The organism is Lacipirellula sp. (genome assembly GCF_965279485.1).
GTDB lineage: Bacteria > Planctomycetota > Planctomycetia > Pirellulales > Lacipirellulaceae > Lacipirellula.
In genome coordinates, this window is sequence record NZ_CBDIIC010000002.1 from 2,142,035 (window position 1) to 2,157,767 (window position 15,733).

Below are 15,733 nucleotides of genomic sequence, written 5' to 3' on the forward strand. Positions count from 1 at the left end.
GCAGTCGGCCTGAAATCGGAGCGCAGGTGGGCCGCGTCACCCCGACGTGGTCAAACGTTGATTATCGCCCCGCCGGGTCACTCTCGCAATCGACATCGCGGTCGCAACTGTTAAATCGGCGCCATCAGCTGGCTGATGCGACTGCTACGCATCAACGTGGGCATCCGCAGACTCGGCGTGGAGCCTCACCTGCTCGGCCGGAGACTTCTCCAACGCTTCTTCAATTTCCGCCAAATGGAGCGGATCAGCCTTGGCGACGATCAACGATTTGCCGCGGCGTAGCTCTTCCTCATACTCCTGGGCATGATCTTCCTTGATCCCCCAGCCAGTCATGGCGCCAACGAGCCCGCCAACGATGCCGCCAGTGATGCCGCTGGCGATCGCACCGACGAACAGCACCGGGCCAAGACCAGGGATCACGAGCAACGCGGAACTGGCAAGCAATCCCAGCGTCGCACCCGTGGCAGCGCCAACGGCAGCCGACTTCTCCATCTCGTCGCCTTGAGTGAGCGGGCCAGCCGCGTCGAGGCGTTCGGCATTCTCTCGACTGATCACCGAGATATTATGACCAAACCCTAAAGCTTCGAGTTGTCGCCGGGCTTCGCTTGCACTTGAGTAAGTGTCGAAAACTGCTGCTACGCAATCTTGCTTGGGCATCGAACTCTCGCCTCCAAAAGTGTGGCGCTGATTGACGCGCGAGGGTATCGCTCGCCGCAGTCAAAACGCACCCCTGAACCATGTGCATTACGTGTGCCATTCTTTGAACGGCAGCGCCGTGTCGTGGTCGCGCAAAGTAAAAGCCGCCGAGTCGATGAGACTCGACGGCCTGGGTCGTGAATCAAATTAGCGAGACAAGAATTTTCTGCGGGCTAGCTCTCGCTGGGCATCCACACCAACGCTGAGCGGATCGCAATCCGAAGCAACGACTTAGATAGTCGATTAGGCCGGAGCGCGCGCGGCAGTCGCCAAGCAAGGGCGAACCATACCTGATTGGAACATCAGTTCCAAACAACGACGTTCGCCAAGAACGGCTCGGTTTTCGCGTTCCTTACGTGACCAGCTGCGTCGAATCTCCGCCATCCGCATCTTGAGTGTTCGTTGGCTCATCACATCTCCTCCTATTCGTGTCCCCACGGGCCTTGTCTGGCCCCGTTTTTCAGTTGCTCTGAACATAAGGCAAACTCTGTGCCGAGCGGCTGGCTCTGCGAGACCGTGCGCTCAAAAGCCGTTTACCCGCAGCACTTTGAGTAATCGCCGCTGGCAGTTGGCGTCTCCGCAATTAACGGCGGAGCGGAAACTAGCCACCTGCCGGCCTAAAATACTTCCAGCTCGGTCGGCGGCCGTCCAAATGACGGACGACACGTTATTTACGGCACAACCGATAAGGTAGTTCGCGAGTTCTGAGCGAATGTTTCGCGTGCCGCCTTGAGGGTTCTGATGGAGGTTAAGTGTGTAGAACCGTGCGGAAAGCTTTGCGTTATTCGCCACCAGCCGGGCGCCACGGCTGAACGCTTGAAGTGCAAGAATCTTGCTGAAAGCGGGCGTATTTTCTGCGCCAGGGAAAGCGAGGAGCATCATCCCCAGACCCTGCCTTTAACTTCTCAGCTTCTCCTCTCGCCCATCATGCCCAGATAGAATGAGAAGCTCGGAACGTGGGCTAATCTCCCGACTTTTCCTGCCCGATTCCCTTGAGGCGGATTTCTCGCCGCTAGGCTACGACCGCCCCCCGGAGTTCTTCTCGATGGATCATCGTTCGACTGCTTCGCGCCGCACGTTTCTCAAAACAGCCGCTGCTGCGAGCACCGCGATCGCGCTGCCCACCTTCATCCCGGCGCGAGTCCTGGGACGTGAGGGAGCGATCGGGCCAAACGACCAAATTGTGATTGGCTTTATCGGCACCGGCGGCCGCGCGCGGCAGCTGATGGATCAGGTACCCGAGGGGGGCCGCATCGTCGCGCTTGCCGATTGCTTCCCCGAGCGGATGGCCGAGACGCTCGATCAGAAGAAGCAGCAGTGGAAGACGTACACCGACTACCGCACGATGTTCGACAAGGAGCAGCTCGACGCGGTGGTCGTGGCGACTCCCGATCACGGCCGCACCCTCCCCTGTATGCGGGCGATGCAGGCCGGGCTCGACATTTACGCTGAGAAGCCACTCACCGCTTACATTCGCGAAGGCCGCATCCTCGCCGACGCGGCGCGCAAGCTGGGCCGCGTCTTCCAGGTTGGTTCGCAACAGCGGAGCATGGAGATCAACGACTACTGCTGTGCATTCGTCCGCGACGGCAAGCTTGGCAAGCTGAAAAAGGTGCTCGCCGTCAATTATGTCGGTCCGCAGGCGATGCAAAACTTCCCCGCCGAGCCAGTGCCGACCGGCGGCGATTGGGACGTCTGGTGCGGCCCCACCGAACTACGGCCGTACAATGGTTCGCTTCGCTTCGCATGGATGGGCTGGCGCGATTACTCGGGCGGCGAGATGACCAATTGGGGCGCTCACGGCGTTGACCAGATTCAGTGGGCGCTCGGCAAGAGCGACACCGGGCCCGTTGAACTATGGCCAATCACGCCCGGCACGAACGGCAAGGTCGGCATGCGGTACGACGACGGCGTCGAGGTGAGCTTCGAACTCGAGAACACCGGCCCGATGGGGGGCGGCATCTTCGTCGGCGAAGACGCGAAGATGGAAATCAATCGCAACAAGTTCGCCACCAACCCGCCCGGCTTCGCGAAGGACGCCCCCAAGCCGGCCGTGCAAAACAAGTGGGAAGGCGACGGCTGGATCGCGCGGCCGCACATTCAAAACTGGCTCGACTGCATCCGCACCCGCGAGTTGCCGAACGCCGACGTCGAGATCGGCCACCGCTCGATCAGCGTCTGCCACTTGGCGAACATCACCCGCGAAGTCGGCCGGCCGCTGAAGTGGGATCCCGTCGCCGAGACGTTCCCCGAAGACCCCAAAGCGTGCGAGCTGCTCGACCGCCCGCGACGCAAGGGATATGAGCTACCGAACGTTTAATCTTTCCGCAGTACTAAAAAAACCTGAACCACGACGGCACAACGAGCACGACGTAAGACAAAAAATGTACGCAACGATGACTAACTTGAATCGCTCCTTCTTCGCCCGTCGTGCTCTTCGTGCCGTCGTGGTTCTATCCTTCTTCGCCTCGTTAGCAATGATTAGCGCGAAGAGCGAAGCCGCCGAGCAGCCGAACATTATTTTCATCCTGGCCGATGATCTCGGTTACGGCGATCTCAGTTGCTACGGGCAGAAAAACTTCAAGACGCCGAACCTTGATCGCATGGCGAACGAGGGGATGCGGTTCACGCAGCATTACGCCGGCTGCACCGTCTGCGCGCCGTCGCGGGCTTGCTTGCTCTCGGGCCAGCATACGGGGCACGTCCACCAACGAGCGAACGGGCCGATCGAGTTCCGTCCTGATCCGCAAGACATCTCGATTGGCCGACTGCTGAAGAACGCTGGCTATCACACCGCGATGATCGGCAAGAGCGGCCTCGCCTGCAACTCGCAAAACGGCAACCATCCGGCTGAGAAAGGCTTCGATCACTTCTTCGGCTACATCAGCCACGGCGCTGCGCACCGCTACTACCCCCAAGTGCTGTGGCGCGACGGCGAGAAGGTGCAGTACCCCGACAACCATGGCAAAGAAGGGAAGCATTACTCGACCGACATGTTCGTCGCCGATGCGAAGGAGTACATCAAGGAACACAAGGACGGGCCGTTCTTCCTCCACCTTTCGCTGCAAGCGCCTCACGCCGACTTGAACGTCCCCGCAAAGTGGCGTGATCCGTTCGTCGGTAAGTTTGCAGAGAAGCCTCACACGAAAGACAAGCACTACCGCAACGAAACGCATCCGAAGGCGACCTTCGCCGGGATGGTGACGAACCTCGACGACGCCGTCGGCCAGATTCTCGACGAGCTGAAAGAGCTGGGGATCGACGACAACACGATCGTGATGTTTGCCAGCGATAACGGGCCGATGAGCGAAGGAGGGTGGGATCGCAACTTCTTCAACTCCGGCGGCCCGCTCAAAGGCGGCAAGCGCGATATGTACGAAGGGGGCGTCCGCGTGCCGATGATTGCGTGGCAGCCGGGCAAGATCGCCGCGGGCGAGACGAGCGACCATGTTTCGGCGTTCTGGGACTTCGTGCCGACTGCGTGCGAAGCGGCGGGAATCAAACCGCCGGCCGATACCGACGGCCTCTCCTACCTGCCAACGCTCTACGGCAAGGGCGAGCAGCCGGAGCACGACTACCTCTATTGGGAGTTCCACGAACGGGGCGGCAAGCAGGCCGTACGGCAAGGCGATTGGAAAGCCGTGCGACTCGACTTCCAAAGCGATCCCAATCGGCCGCTGGAACTGTACAACCTCGCCGATGATCTCGCCGAAACGAAGAACGTAGCGGCGGAGCATCCGGAGGTAGTGGCGCGGATGCAGGAAATCATGCGCGAAGCGCATGTCGATACCGAGCTGTTCAAAATTCCTGCGAACTGAGCTCACTCTCGCGCGTTCGCGTTTGTGTTCGGTACGCGGAGTCCAACGTCGCGTGGACTGGTCGCTTAAGCGACCAGTCCGAACCCTGGCTTGTGTGTGTGCGCGCTCGGTTCGATTACGCGAAGATTTCGATGCCGAGGAGTTTGGGCTCGGCCGTCGCGATCTTGTGGGTGCGCGCCCGGGCGACGCTTGGCCGGCCGTGAAGGATCAGATAAGCGATGAACCCCGGCACGCCGAGCAGGAACGCGGCAACGGCCCAAGCGACGGGGCGCGGGCGGTTGTTCTCGCGTTGCCAGCGGTAGACCAGCGCGGCGAAGCCAAGTGAGATCACGACGAGCACAAGAACTGCAGGCCATGCACCCACGATGCTTTGTTGCAGTGCGTCCGAGTAGCTGAGACCGCTGCTCGCCTCACTTAACATGCGAGGCGCCGACCATACCACGATCAAGCTGAGAAAAAGCAGCGTTGGTAGCATGAGCGTCGCAAGAATTGCCTGAACTCGCGGACCGGCATCTACATGGGTTTCGATTGCAGCTTCTTTCGTACGCTCAACTTTTCCCTCGCGGTCGAGCCAAGCGAGGTGATGCACCGTGGCAGAAGGACGACGCGACTTGCGATCGAGAACGAAACCGCCCGAGCGGAGCGAATAAACATCCAAGTCGCCCGCTTGAAACTCTTCTGGCAGGGGGACTTCTTGGCGTTGCTCGCTGCGCGGGTCCAGGACGATGAAGCTCGCCGGCATGCGGATGAGCAACGCACTCTCTCTTAGCGCCTTCGCTGCCGCAAGATCTTCCATTCTCACCTCTACTTCGGACTCATCGCCAATCTGAGGACCTGACACTTGAGGTCGCTCGGTGATCGCCAACGCTTGAGCTGCGGGAAATGCCCCCAACTTATCGATAATTCTACGAGTGACGTCGACTCCCAGGAGTTCGCCGTCATCGAGGACATAAAGGCACGATCGAGGCGTGGCTCCCCTGGGGTCGATGTCCGCGTAGTTGTCGTAACTCACGTCATTGCGAAAGGCAATTCCCACGACCCGCCGCGACTGATGGTTGAACGGCGGCCCTACGTTGAAATGATCCTCAGGCAGCGGCGGGCCGGTCGAAAATCCAGAACGGGCGGCATAGCGCGTGGGAAATTTCGTCTCGCGATCGTATGCGACGAGATACGCGTGACCGTCAGCGGCGGCGTCACGAACGAGATACCAAAAGTCGCCGTGGTCGGCGAACAGAAGCCGTTCCGTCCAAACGATAGGCCCATCTGTGAACGGGCGGTACGGACGAGCGACGGGCAGGCTGGCGCGTGGTGCGGCGGCAGCTTGCAAACCGCTAACTTCTTCGCCGTCGAGAGTGCGCATCGGTCGGCGCTTAGCGAAACCGCCGACGACTTGATAACTATCGATCCGCGCTTGTCCCTCAACGTCTATCACCAACGACTCATTGCCATTGCCCTGATTCGCCATCTCCCATTGGATCAGCGCGATAGCTCCCGCCACGATCCAAACGGCCGCCACGCCGAGCGTGACGATCAGCAGAAGTCGCAAAGACTTGTATGTTGGCTTGTGGGTCATCTCTCGCCCTAATGATTGTACGTTTGGAGTACCGTAGAATGCAGCATGAATGAAGCAAGTCCACCCACGTTGCTCGGGTTAGTAGTCTCGGCTCTCGGCGACGTCGAGTGCAGCGCTCACGTAGAGCGCAGTCAGCAACGTCGAGACCAGTAGCGCGATCCATGGCCAAGGCTGCACGAGCCAGATAAAGACGATAATGACGCATCCAGCTAAAGGCAGCAATTTCGAGCCAAACCATCGACCGGGTCGAAGTCCACTAGCGAAGGCGGCTGAATAAATCGCTGGCAATACAAACCAAGCGTGCCACGACGGGACAGTCATCGACCAATAGAAGGGGGATGCGTGGCGTCCAGGCAACGTGGCCCAAACGCCGTAAATCAAGATAAAGGCCCCCATGACAACCGCAACCAACGCCAACCCAACGACGATTTTTGAAAGGAAGAGTTCCTTGCGAGCGATCGGCCGAAATAAAAGGTAACGAAAGGTTCCTTTCGATTCCTCCCACTGAGTTTGCTTGAGCGCGAGCGAGGTCGCGAGGATGCCGCCAAGAACGGCGACGTTTATCCAGATATCGTCAAGGAAAGGCATACTGACAGAAGTACCGCCAAAGAACGCGAAGACCCTGACGCCGCATCGCTGCGCCAAGATATACGCCGCCGCCAATCCCGCCACTGCGACGATCGGCAAGCTCTCACGCAACTCCTTGAGGACGAGCGTACGAATCATCAGTCGACTCCGTGACAAACAGGGGGAGCGAGCGTTTGGGCCCGCGGGTGTATTCGATGAACGCATCTTCCAGATTCAGATCAAGCACGTCGATTGCGAGCGGCTCAAGCGACTCGGCTAGCTCGCGTTGCTCGGCGTCGAAGCCGACGGTGATCAGTTCGAGGTTCGAACCGACGTGCCGCGAGCTGACGACTCCGCCGCCGCCCGGCCAATCGGGCGGAACGCCGCGGAATTCGAGCGTGACGAGCTTGATCGACTCGCGGAAATGTTCCGTCGGACAATCGACGCGAAGCACGCCGTCGACCATCACGCCAATGCGGTCGGCAATGCGCTCAACGTCGCCCAGGATGTGCGAGCTGAACAGGATCGTGCGGCCTTTGCGTTGGATGATCTGAATGAGCGATTCGAGGAAGTCGCGGCGGACGACCGTGTCGAGGCCGAGCGTCGGGTCGTCGAGGACTAAAAGTTCTGGTTCGGGTGCCACAGCGAGCGCTAGCGAGACTTGGGCCCGCTGGCCGTTGGAGAGGCGGCGGAGCTTGCCGCGACGCGGGAGTTCGAAGTGGTCGATGATCTGGTCGACGAGCCGGCCGTTCCAGCGTGTGTAAAACGGCGCGACGAAGTCGATCGCCTGCTGAATCGTCATCCAGTCGTAGAGCGGATGCCCTTCGGCAATGTAGGCGATTCGCTGTCGCACCTCGGCCGGCATCTCGGCGACGTTGTGGCCTAGGAGCGTCGCTTCGCCGGCGTCGGGCTGCACCATGCCCATCAACATTTTGATGAGCGTGCTCTTGCCGGCGCCGTTGCGACCGAGCAGGCCGTACACGCAGCCGCTGGGAATCGCGAGGTTCACCGAGTTCACGACTGGGCGATTGCCGTAGAACTTTGTTAAGCGAGTGGTGGTGAGGGGGAGCATTTTGAGTTGAATGCTGAAGGGAGAATGAGGAATGCTGAATGGGGAGTGACCTCTGACGCAGATCTACTCCTTCGTTCCTGCAAATTGAAACTGGCCGATCCTTTTTTGGAGCATTTCGGTCACTTGTTCGGCGGCGAAGCCGAGGTGGACGGCTTCCGTGAGGAAGCGGTCGATGAGGGCGGCGAGCCGACGTTCGCGGGCTTGGTGGGTAAGCTCTGCCTGCCGGGGGGCGATGAACACCCCCAGCCCGGGGCGGGTGTTGAGCACTCCCTCTCGCTCGAGCTCGGTGTAAGCACGAGCGATCGTGTTCGGATTAACCACCAGGTCTTTCGAGAGCTGGCGGACCGACGGTAGCCGGTCGCCCGGCTGAACTCGGCCCCGAGCGACGGCCTCGCGGACCTGCTCGATGAGCTGGCGGTAGATAGGCGTTCGGGCGGTGGAATCGCATTGAAATTTCATCTCAACCTCGGCACTGTACCAATTGCACTAGTACAGTGAATTTGGGTCAAGAGATGATTTTTGAGAATGGCGCGTAAGCCGGAAATTGCGGGAGAGGACAAGAAAATGGAGATGGGGAATGCTGAATGTGGAAAGGGGAGACGCCGATACCCCATTCCACATTCAGCATTCCACATTTCTCTGGCACCGCTCCGGCGGCTCGTTGAGCCGCGGCTACTGGGAGCTCAACTAGAATATTGAAATTAATTGACTCATTGCGGGCGCTTCGTTACGCTCCAAGAGTCGTTTATCGCCAAGCTGGCAACTAGCGATGACGGCTCTCTTCTTGCTCTTTTCTTTTGATTCCACCGAGATGCCGAGCGGCGTCGAGGTACAAGTCTCTTCCAGGCTTTTCGACGGCGGCCTTGCGCCGCACTGGCTGCTTGACGGCGTTTATGTTGTCCCTGCTCATTTGGCATCGGAGAGTTTCCATGCTTGTCGCCCCTCGTTCGCGTTGGTCGCTCGTCACGTTGATGGGCCTAGCGATGTTTCTCCCGCAAGCGACCGAGGGTGCTGCATGGGTGGACGACTTCAGCGACGGCAGCGTCACGGACGGAAATCCCGTTCCCTGGGTTCTCAACCTCAACGGCGCCGGCCCCTTCCCGGGAACATACGACGCCTCGAGCGGCGATTTTTACATGAAACCCGCTGCTGGATCGGTCACGAACCAGATGTCGGCGCTCGTGCCGATCACGCTCGGCCCCACCTATGTTCGGACGCAGGGGACTGTGCTGCCGGATCCCAACAATCCAAACAACAAAGCGGGCAATCTGGTTCTCACTGCTCGCGTCAACCCACAGAACCTGACGGGCTACCTGCTGTACCTCGACCTAAGCGGCAATCTGAACATTCAAGCGCTTACGGGCGGCGGCGCGTCCGTTGACCTCGGCGGCGCCGACCTCGCGTTCAACGCCGGCACTGAGGTCGTGATGGAATTCAACGCCGTCGGCAATCAATTGACCGGCTACGCATGGGCCGCCAATGACCCGGCTGGTAAGCCGGCGCTACCGCAGGTTACCGTCTCCCACTCCAGCTTCACGAGCGGATATGCCGGGCTCGCGTTCGCCGAGGACGCCGATGGGACGGCTGGGATCTACCGCTACGCGGCCGCGCAGGAGACGCCGTTTCTCGATGTGAATCCGTCGAACGGCGATTTTGATGGCGATGGCGACGTCGACGGCGCCGATTTTCTCACGTGGCAGCGGGGCTTCGGACTCACTGGGCAACCCAATGCAACCACCGGCGACGCTAATGGAGACGGCAACGTCGATGCGGCTGACTTGGCGTTGTGGAAGAGCCACTTTGGCGGTCCGCCGACTCCGATCAGCGCTGTGCCGGAGCCTGCTTCGCTGGGATTGCTTCTCGCGGGCGGGATGGCGTTCGCGGCTGTGCGGCGTCGGGCGTCGCGGTAGGAGGCTCGCTCCGGCGGCTCGTTGAGCCCCGGCTACTGCTGGAGGCGCAGCTATTGCGCTAGCGGGCGTAGCTTAGCTCGGTGGCGGTAAGCTGGAGATCATCGGCGAGTGCTCGCCGCGGGGCAATCTTTAGCTTTTGCAGTTCGCCGTGGTACGCGCGAACGGCTTCTTCCGGGGCGAGTTCGCCGTCGGCGACCCGACGGAGGATCGCGACGAACGAGAGAGGGTGTTCGGCGTCTTTGATCTTGCGTCCGAACAGCGCCACGCGGGCGCCATGTTTCTTCGCTTCGGTAAGGAGCGTAAAGGCGTCGAAGCTCGTGCCGCTGCTGCCGCCGAGGACGCCGACGATCATGCTCGTGTCGTAGCAAACGAGTTCTTCGAGGGCTTCAGGGCCGAAGAACGGAATCTTGAGGAACTCGGGCCGGCCGCTTTGCGGGACGCCGGCGAGCATGCGACAGATGTGATCATTGACGAAGGCGCCGACTTCCGACGCCGGCACGACGCCGTCGATGTTCGGGGCGAAGACTTCCAGAAAGTAGTGGAAGCCGCACTGCTCGGCATAAGCGCGGAACTCGCGGAACGCTTCGAGCGTCGCGTAGTCGCTGTCGAGCGAGTTGTTGAACGTCGCCGAGTAGAGGCCGAGATTCACCTTCGGCTCGCCATCTTCGGTCGCCATCAGGCTGCCGTATTGCGCTTCTTCGAGATAGCAACTCGCGAACGGCAGCGACGGCGATTGGCGATAGTTGCCGCCGCGCGGAATCCAGACGTCGGTGGCGTCGTTAGCGCGGATGGCGGGCGTGACGTCGCTGGCGTCGAACAATCCTTCACGGTGGGCGAGCAGATCTATCGTCGAGACCGAGGCGAGCATGATATCGACGGCGCCTTGGCGGACGATCTCACGGATCTGATCGCGGAAGTCGGCGATCGAGCGATAGCGGCTCGAGCGAGCGGCCGCTTTGTCGGTCTTCGTCGCAGCGGCGCCACCGTACGGTTCGCCGGGGCTGGTGACGCCCCACGCCATGTCGGCGTCCTTCGCATCGGCGAGGATGAAGTGGCCGCAATCGAGATTCTGGCGGAGAGCGGCGAGCTTTTCGACGAGTCGGGGCTTCATGGATGGCGAGCGATTGATTTCGCTCGGAACGGCGGTGTGATCGGCAGTGAACGCGAGGTGTTGATATTACCTGCGCCGCTGCGGAGCGACTACCGTACGCCCCCGCACCACAGCGGCCGATGGCCGTTGAGCATGGCGATTCTTCGTAGTTCTTTTAACGCTGGCGGCGAGTCTAGCCCCGGGCTCCGCCCGGGGGTCGGCAACCACACCGGTAAGCGTGGCGTTGCGCAGCGTCACCCCCAGGCGGAGCCCGGGACTAGAAGACGCGCAAGCGAAAACTCAACGGCGGCGCGAGGCAATGCATGCAACCGCCGCGAGAGATGCCAACGCCAGCGTCGTCGGTTCGGGAATGACGCTGCTGATGTAGATTCCTTCCAACGGCCGCGTGTTCACGCCGGCTTCGAAGGCAAGCTCCACGATGAAATCGCCGTGATCGTTGAAACGCAGTTGGCCGCCCCCTTGCGGGCCGCCGAACGTGCCCGGCATCGACAGCTCGGCGATGGGGCGGATGTCGGTGCCGTCGCCGAGGACATCGACGTTCATGCCCGTGATGAGTTGCCGCACCAAGGTCGTCGTGCCGGCGGCGACGTACCACAGACCGACGTTCTCATCGGCGAGTTCGGCCACGAACATCATGTCGCCGGCGGCATTTGTATGGACGCCATTAAAGAACTTGAAGGTCGAGTTGGCGCCGGGAGCCGCTTGGCCTTCAGTCGCGAGGGCGGAGAGGACGCCGTTGCTCCACTTGTAGACGCCGTCGGTCGCACTGACATCTGATTCGCCGGTGAAGAAGATGTCGTCGTTGCCGCTGATGGTTACGCTGGAGAGGAGCCAGTCGAACTTCTCGCCGGGGACGCCTGGCACATTAGTAATATTACTCAAGACAACCGGCTCCAACAGACCGCGTGCGGTCGTGAAGAGCCCGCTATTGCCGAAGGCGCCCCAATCGCCGCCCATGACAATGTGACCGGCGTTGTTGATCGCTTCCTTCTGCACGCCGGTGAACTTCGTGCCGGCAGGCAAACCAGGAACGTCGAGATAGTTGGTGCGTGCGACGACTTGCAGATTGGCGTCGCTCGTACCGACGAGCACGGCTTCTTCATCGCCCGACGGGCCGTAGCCGACGTCGAACAACGCCACGCCCGTGCTCGTGATGCACGGTGTTTCGAACGATGCATCCTCAACAACGAATGCCGTGTTGGGAATGAGGGTGACGTCTTCTTGCACCAACCTCACCAAGTTGGCCGAGTTCGTTCCGCGCCACAGGCCCAGGTCGTTGTTGCCGACGCGGCCGTAGAAGACCATCTGCCCGTTGTTGTTCCCCTTCACGCTGACGAAGGGTTCCCACGGGTCCGTGTTGCCGGGCGCATCGGCGCCGCCGACGCGATTGATAAACGCGAGGCCGGCGCGATTCGGGCCAATGTAATTGACGTCGTCCTGATCGACGCCAAAGCTCGCGGGAGCGGCGACGTTGCCATTGTGGTCGAGAAACCCGGGCTGCGTTTGAACCACCGGCTGGCCGATGCCGGGAGCGTTTTGCACGTCGTCGTTGCGGAGCAGGTCGGTGAGGACGCCGTTCTCCCAAATGAAGATGCCGTTGTGAGAAAAGGGATTACCGGGCCAGCCGCCCCAAGTGACGACCTTGCGGCTGTTGTTGAGACCCGAAACCGTAATAGACGGGGCGTGAAAGAACCCTGTCGTGCCGGGAACGGCCTGATACTGCAGCATCACCGGCTCAAGGTCGATAGCGACGGCCCTCGGCGCGTCGAGCAGAAGAGCGACGAGCGCAAGCGGAAGACTAACAATCGCGGCACGGCAGCGGCGGAGCGTGAGCATCATGTGAGCCTCATCAGAGGGATCGAAAAGGTCGCTGAGAGCAGGGAGGATTCTACTTGCGGAAAAGTGAACCGCCTAGCTGTGATTCCGCATGTCGACGGTCGTTTCACAGTAGTAGCCGCCGGTCAACGACCGGCCGGAGCGGCGAACAAGAGTCGAAGCAGCAGAGCATGCAGCGTAGTTGCGACCGCGAAATCCGGCGATGGCCTGCGTGAAATCGACGGAGTCGTGCGCGGCGACCGTCAGTCGATCTATCTACGCTGCTTGCGGAACCGGCTCTGTAGCGCCGTACTCCCAGCAGCCAGAATCAGCAACACGCATGCGACCGGCTCAGGAACCACTGAGGACGATGCGTTGCTGGCAGGCGCCGCGTTCCGCTGCCAGACAAGAAAGTCGGCCCCGTCGACTGTACCGCTGCCATCGGCGTCGCCATTGGCATTGGTGGTTTGGCTCGTCGAACCGAAACCCGCGCGCCAGATGGCAAGATCATCGCCGTTAACGAAGCCGTCGTTGTTGAAGTCGGCTCCGGCAAGCGGTGCAGCGGCGACAGCCAACGTCCCTGTGGCGAGCAGGTCGCTCGCGTCCCACGCCATGCCCGCGGGAAGCGTCGGCAACTCAAGCGCGAAGGCCCCACTGACTGCTGCGAAGTCGAGCAAATCAAAACTGTCGCCGACCGCGGGAACAAAACTCTCGCCGATTTCGACGCTCAATGTGCCGCCGGCGGCAAGAGCGCCGCTGACAGCCAGCCGATCGAAGCCGCCCGTCGCGCTGGCGGCGATCTGCAGCTCGATGGCGCCGCTCTGCATCGTCAAATCGCCGTGGATCTCGGTGACGCCGATCCATTCGCCAGGCGAGAGGACGCCTCCTTGGTTGACAACGCTGAAGTCGATGACGTCGGCCGTGAGCGTGCCGCCGGTGAACTCGAAGACGCCGCCATTCGCGCCTTTCGCCAGTTGGCCGACGCGCAACCGGCCGTCGCCCGAGAGTCGGTAGACGCCCGCCGCGTTGGCGCCACTGACGCCGAGCGTGATCGCATTCGCCGCGACCGCGCCGCCGGAATGATTGACGCTCCCCTGCCCTGCCGCACCGACTTGCAGCGTGGCGGCGACTTCGATCCAACCGGCGGTGACATTCAGCGTTGCGACGTTGCCGGCGTTAGGCGCCACGGCAAGCGTTCCCGCATGCTGGCCAACGGCGTCGACGGCGACCGACCCGTTCGGAATCGCCGCGACATCGTAGCGCGACGGCTGCCAGTTGTGCGTCAGCGCCGCGTCGGGGTTTGCGTCCCAGTTGGTGATTTGAGCATACCGCTGGTTCGTGCCGCCGTTGAAGACGATCGTCGTTGGCGCCGGCCAAGCGGCGACGTCGTTGATGTACTCTTCGAGATTCGTGTAGCCGTCGGCGTCGAAGTCGGCGTTGTTGTCGGCGGCGCTGAGGTCGAGGCCGTGGGCGAGTTCCCAGAAGCCGGGCATGCCGTCGCCATCGACGTCCCAGTCGGCGGCGCGATTGTACGGCGCAGCGCCGGTGACGGGATCGGCCCGCTTAGCAAGCATCGCCCGCCACTCGACGCCCTCACTGGGATCAGAATTAAATGGATCGTCGGCCCACGCCTTGATCTTGCCCGTACCGGTGCGGACTTCGTTGATGATGCGTTCGTCGAGCGTGTCGATGACGTTATCGCGAGTCCACCAGTTCGCGCCCATGGTGTCGAGCACGCGGTTGTACGCCGTGGTCGCCGTATCGGTAACGCCGTTGTAGGTTGGCACGCCCCCCGACCAGACGGGGCCGGCCTGAAAGTTCGAAGCGCCGAAATCGCTGTTGGCGAGCGCGACGCCGTCGTTGGCGTCGCCATCCTTGTTCGTATCTTTCAGATTGCCCGAGTGGTAGACGCGAGTGCCGCTGGAGTTGCTGCCACTGAAAATGCCGGTGCCGCCGCTCGCCGTGGTAATCGCGGTGCTCGCGCCGCCGACGGGGTTGTCGCCACCCGGCCCCGCCCGGTAAAAGTTGCCGACAAAGTTGTTAAAGCTTGGCTGCCCGCTCGCTCCGCCGCCGGCCGTGCCAAGCCAGTTGTAAAAAACGTTGTTACGGAAGTCGTTGAACGCCCCCGTGCCGACTTCGCTGCCGACGCGCGGCAGCCGCCCCTTCTGATGGGCGTACAAGTTGTGGTGAATGCTGAACTTCGCGTTTGAACCTCCCTGCAGCAGCGAACCGAGGCCGTGGCCAGTGTAGATGATGCCGCTCGCCTCGGCGTCGGCTTGCGGGTAGTTCTGCCCCTGCGAGATGTTGCTGTACTGAATCGTGACGTTGTTGGCGAGTTCGTTGGCCGAGATCGTTTCGTCGGTGGCGTACGCCGTGGTGACGTGGTCGATCATCAGGTTCGTCCCAGTGATGTCGATCGCATCGTAGACGTAAGAGTCCGGAAAATCGCCCGGCGTCGGTTGGACGCCCTCTTCGGGTTTGGAGAAGTTGCGCATGCCGTAGCCGGGGGCGATCGTCACGTTGCGAAGGATCGCATTCGTGCCGTTTGCTTTCACCAATCCGCCCATGATGGTAACGGGTCCGGGCGCCGTTTGGCCGGCAACGGTGACGTGGCTGCCGAGGTTGTAGCGGCTGTTAGTATCCCAGCCGTTGTCGTGGCCGCTCTCCGCGCCGAAGCGGCCAAGCCAAAATGTACCGGCGACGTCGAACACAATCGTCCGCGGCTGCACGACGCCACCGACGCTGAAGTTGGAATCGCTCAGCCCGTAGCGAAGCGTGCCGAGACCGGCGTCAGTATAGTTTTTGTCGAGCTTCGTCACATGATAGACAAGCCCGCCCCGGCCGCCGGTAACGTACGAGGCGGCGCCATCGGCCCCGGCGAAGGCGGGGAGCGATTGGGCATGCGCGGCGACGGGCACGCCATGAACGATCAATGTCGCAGCAAGGAGAAGCGAGAGACGGAGCGGCATAAGGAGAAGACTCGACCGGCTACGTGTTGAGTGCGAAGAGAGCCGTCATTTTAAGCTGCGGGCGTGCGCGTCAGGACGAATCGGCGCCAGCGGTTCTGGATTGGCGAATCTTGCGTTCCGCAACTGCGGCAGTAGCCGCCGGTCAACGACCGGCTGGAGCGGATACGAGCGGGGAATGTGGAATGAGAAAGTCACGAACGCT

The 15,733-nt window shown here is 61.4% G+C and carries 13 protein-coding genes; 3 read left to right on the forward strand and 10 right to left on the reverse strand.

The window, feature by feature from the left end; all coding sequences use genetic code 11:
- Positions 1 to 144 precede the first annotated feature (144 nt).
- From ACQY7R_RS16280 to ACQY7R_RS16290, 3 genes are all read right to left on the reverse strand, one after another.
- Complete coding sequence (locus ACQY7R_RS16280) at positions 145 to 657, reverse strand: DUF1269 domain-containing protein (protein WP_428306625.1); 513 nt, start codon at positions 655 to 657, stop codon at positions 145 to 147.
- A 282-nt stretch (positions 658 to 939) separates the two neighbouring features.
- The gene (locus ACQY7R_RS16285; protein ID WP_428306626.1) at positions 940 to 1,107 is read right to left on the reverse strand and encodes a hypothetical protein; all 168 of its coding nucleotides are present in this window, start codon (positions 1,105 to 1,107) and stop codon (positions 940 to 942) included.
- 111 nt (positions 1,108 to 1,218) lie between these two features.
- Positions 1,219 to 1,578, reverse strand: coding sequence for a hypothetical protein (locus tag ACQY7R_RS16290; RefSeq protein WP_428306627.1), 360 nt, complete (start codon positions 1,576 to 1,578; stop codon positions 1,219 to 1,221).
- Positions 1,579 to 1,741: 163 nt separating this feature from the next.
- Between ACQY7R_RS16290 and ACQY7R_RS16295 the strand changes: the two genes are divergently transcribed.
- Both ACQY7R_RS16295 and ACQY7R_RS16300 read left to right on the forward strand, forming a co-directional pair.
- Positions 1,742 to 3,016, forward strand: coding sequence for a Gfo/Idh/MocA family protein (locus tag ACQY7R_RS16295; protein ID WP_428306628.1), 1,275 nt, complete (start codon positions 1,742 to 1,744; stop codon positions 3,014 to 3,016).
- Positions 3,017 to 3,173: 157 nt separating this feature from the next.
- Positions 3,174 to 4,514 carry an arylsulfatase gene (locus ACQY7R_RS16300; RefSeq protein WP_428306629.1) on the forward strand — a complete coding sequence of 447 codons (1,341 nt, stop codon included), beginning with the start codon at positions 3,174 to 3,176 and terminating at the stop codon, positions 4,512 to 4,514.
- Positions 4,515 to 4,629: 115 nt separating this feature from the next.
- Here the strand turns inward: ACQY7R_RS16300 and ACQY7R_RS16305 are convergent, their stop codons facing one another.
- The 4 genes from ACQY7R_RS16305 to ACQY7R_RS16320 all read right to left on the reverse strand — a co-directional run bounded on the left by ACQY7R_RS16305 (position 4,630) and on the right by ACQY7R_RS16320 (position 8,185).
- Complete coding sequence (locus tag ACQY7R_RS16305) at positions 4,630 to 6,087, reverse strand: hypothetical protein (protein WP_428306630.1); 1,458 nt, start codon at positions 6,085 to 6,087, stop codon at positions 4,630 to 4,632.
- Positions 6,088 to 6,165: 78 nt separating this feature from the next.
- Entirely contained in the window at positions 6,166 to 6,774 is a 609-nt protein-coding gene (locus ACQY7R_RS16310) for an ABC transporter permease (RefSeq protein ID WP_428306631.1), read from the reverse strand.
- A gap of 4 nt (positions 6,775 to 6,778) precedes the next feature.
- Positions 6,779 to 7,726, reverse strand: a complete 948-nt coding sequence (locus ACQY7R_RS16315) for an ABC transporter ATP-binding protein (RefSeq protein ID WP_428306632.1) — start codon at positions 7,724 to 7,726, stop codon at positions 6,779 to 6,781.
- Positions 7,727 to 7,789: 63 nt separating this feature from the next.
- Complete coding sequence (locus ACQY7R_RS16320) at positions 7,790 to 8,185, reverse strand: GntR family transcriptional regulator (RefSeq protein ID WP_428306633.1); 396 nt, start codon at positions 8,183 to 8,185, stop codon at positions 7,790 to 7,792.
- A gap of 470 nt (positions 8,186 to 8,655) precedes the next feature.
- On the opposite strand from ACQY7R_RS16320, the gene ACQY7R_RS16325 reads away from it, so the two are divergent.
- Positions 8,656 to 9,636, forward strand: coding sequence for a dockerin type I domain-containing protein (locus ACQY7R_RS16325; protein WP_428306634.1), 981 nt, complete (start codon positions 8,656 to 8,658; stop codon positions 9,634 to 9,636).
- A 58-nt stretch (positions 9,637 to 9,694) separates the two neighbouring features.
- Here ACQY7R_RS16325 and ACQY7R_RS16330 read toward each other — a convergent pair whose 3' ends face one another.
- The 3 genes from ACQY7R_RS16330 to ACQY7R_RS16340 all read right to left on the reverse strand — a co-directional run bounded on the left by ACQY7R_RS16330 (position 9,695) and on the right by ACQY7R_RS16340 (position 15,531).
- The gene (locus ACQY7R_RS16330; RefSeq protein ID WP_428306635.1) at positions 9,695 to 10,747 is read right to left on the reverse strand and encodes a hypothetical protein; all 1,053 of its coding nucleotides are present in this window, start codon (positions 10,745 to 10,747) and stop codon (positions 9,695 to 9,697) included.
- A gap of 279 nt (positions 10,748 to 11,026) precedes the next feature.
- Complete coding sequence (locus tag ACQY7R_RS16335) at positions 11,027 to 12,586, reverse strand: DUF7453 family protein (protein ID WP_428306636.1); 1,560 nt, start codon at positions 12,584 to 12,586, stop codon at positions 11,027 to 11,029.
- 248 nt (positions 12,587 to 12,834) lie between these two features.
- A complete protein-coding gene (locus tag ACQY7R_RS16340) occupies positions 12,835 to 15,531 on the reverse strand; it encodes a hypothetical protein (RefSeq protein ID WP_428306637.1) in 2,697 nt (898 codons plus the stop codon).
- Positions 15,532 to 15,733: the final 202 nt, after the last annotated feature.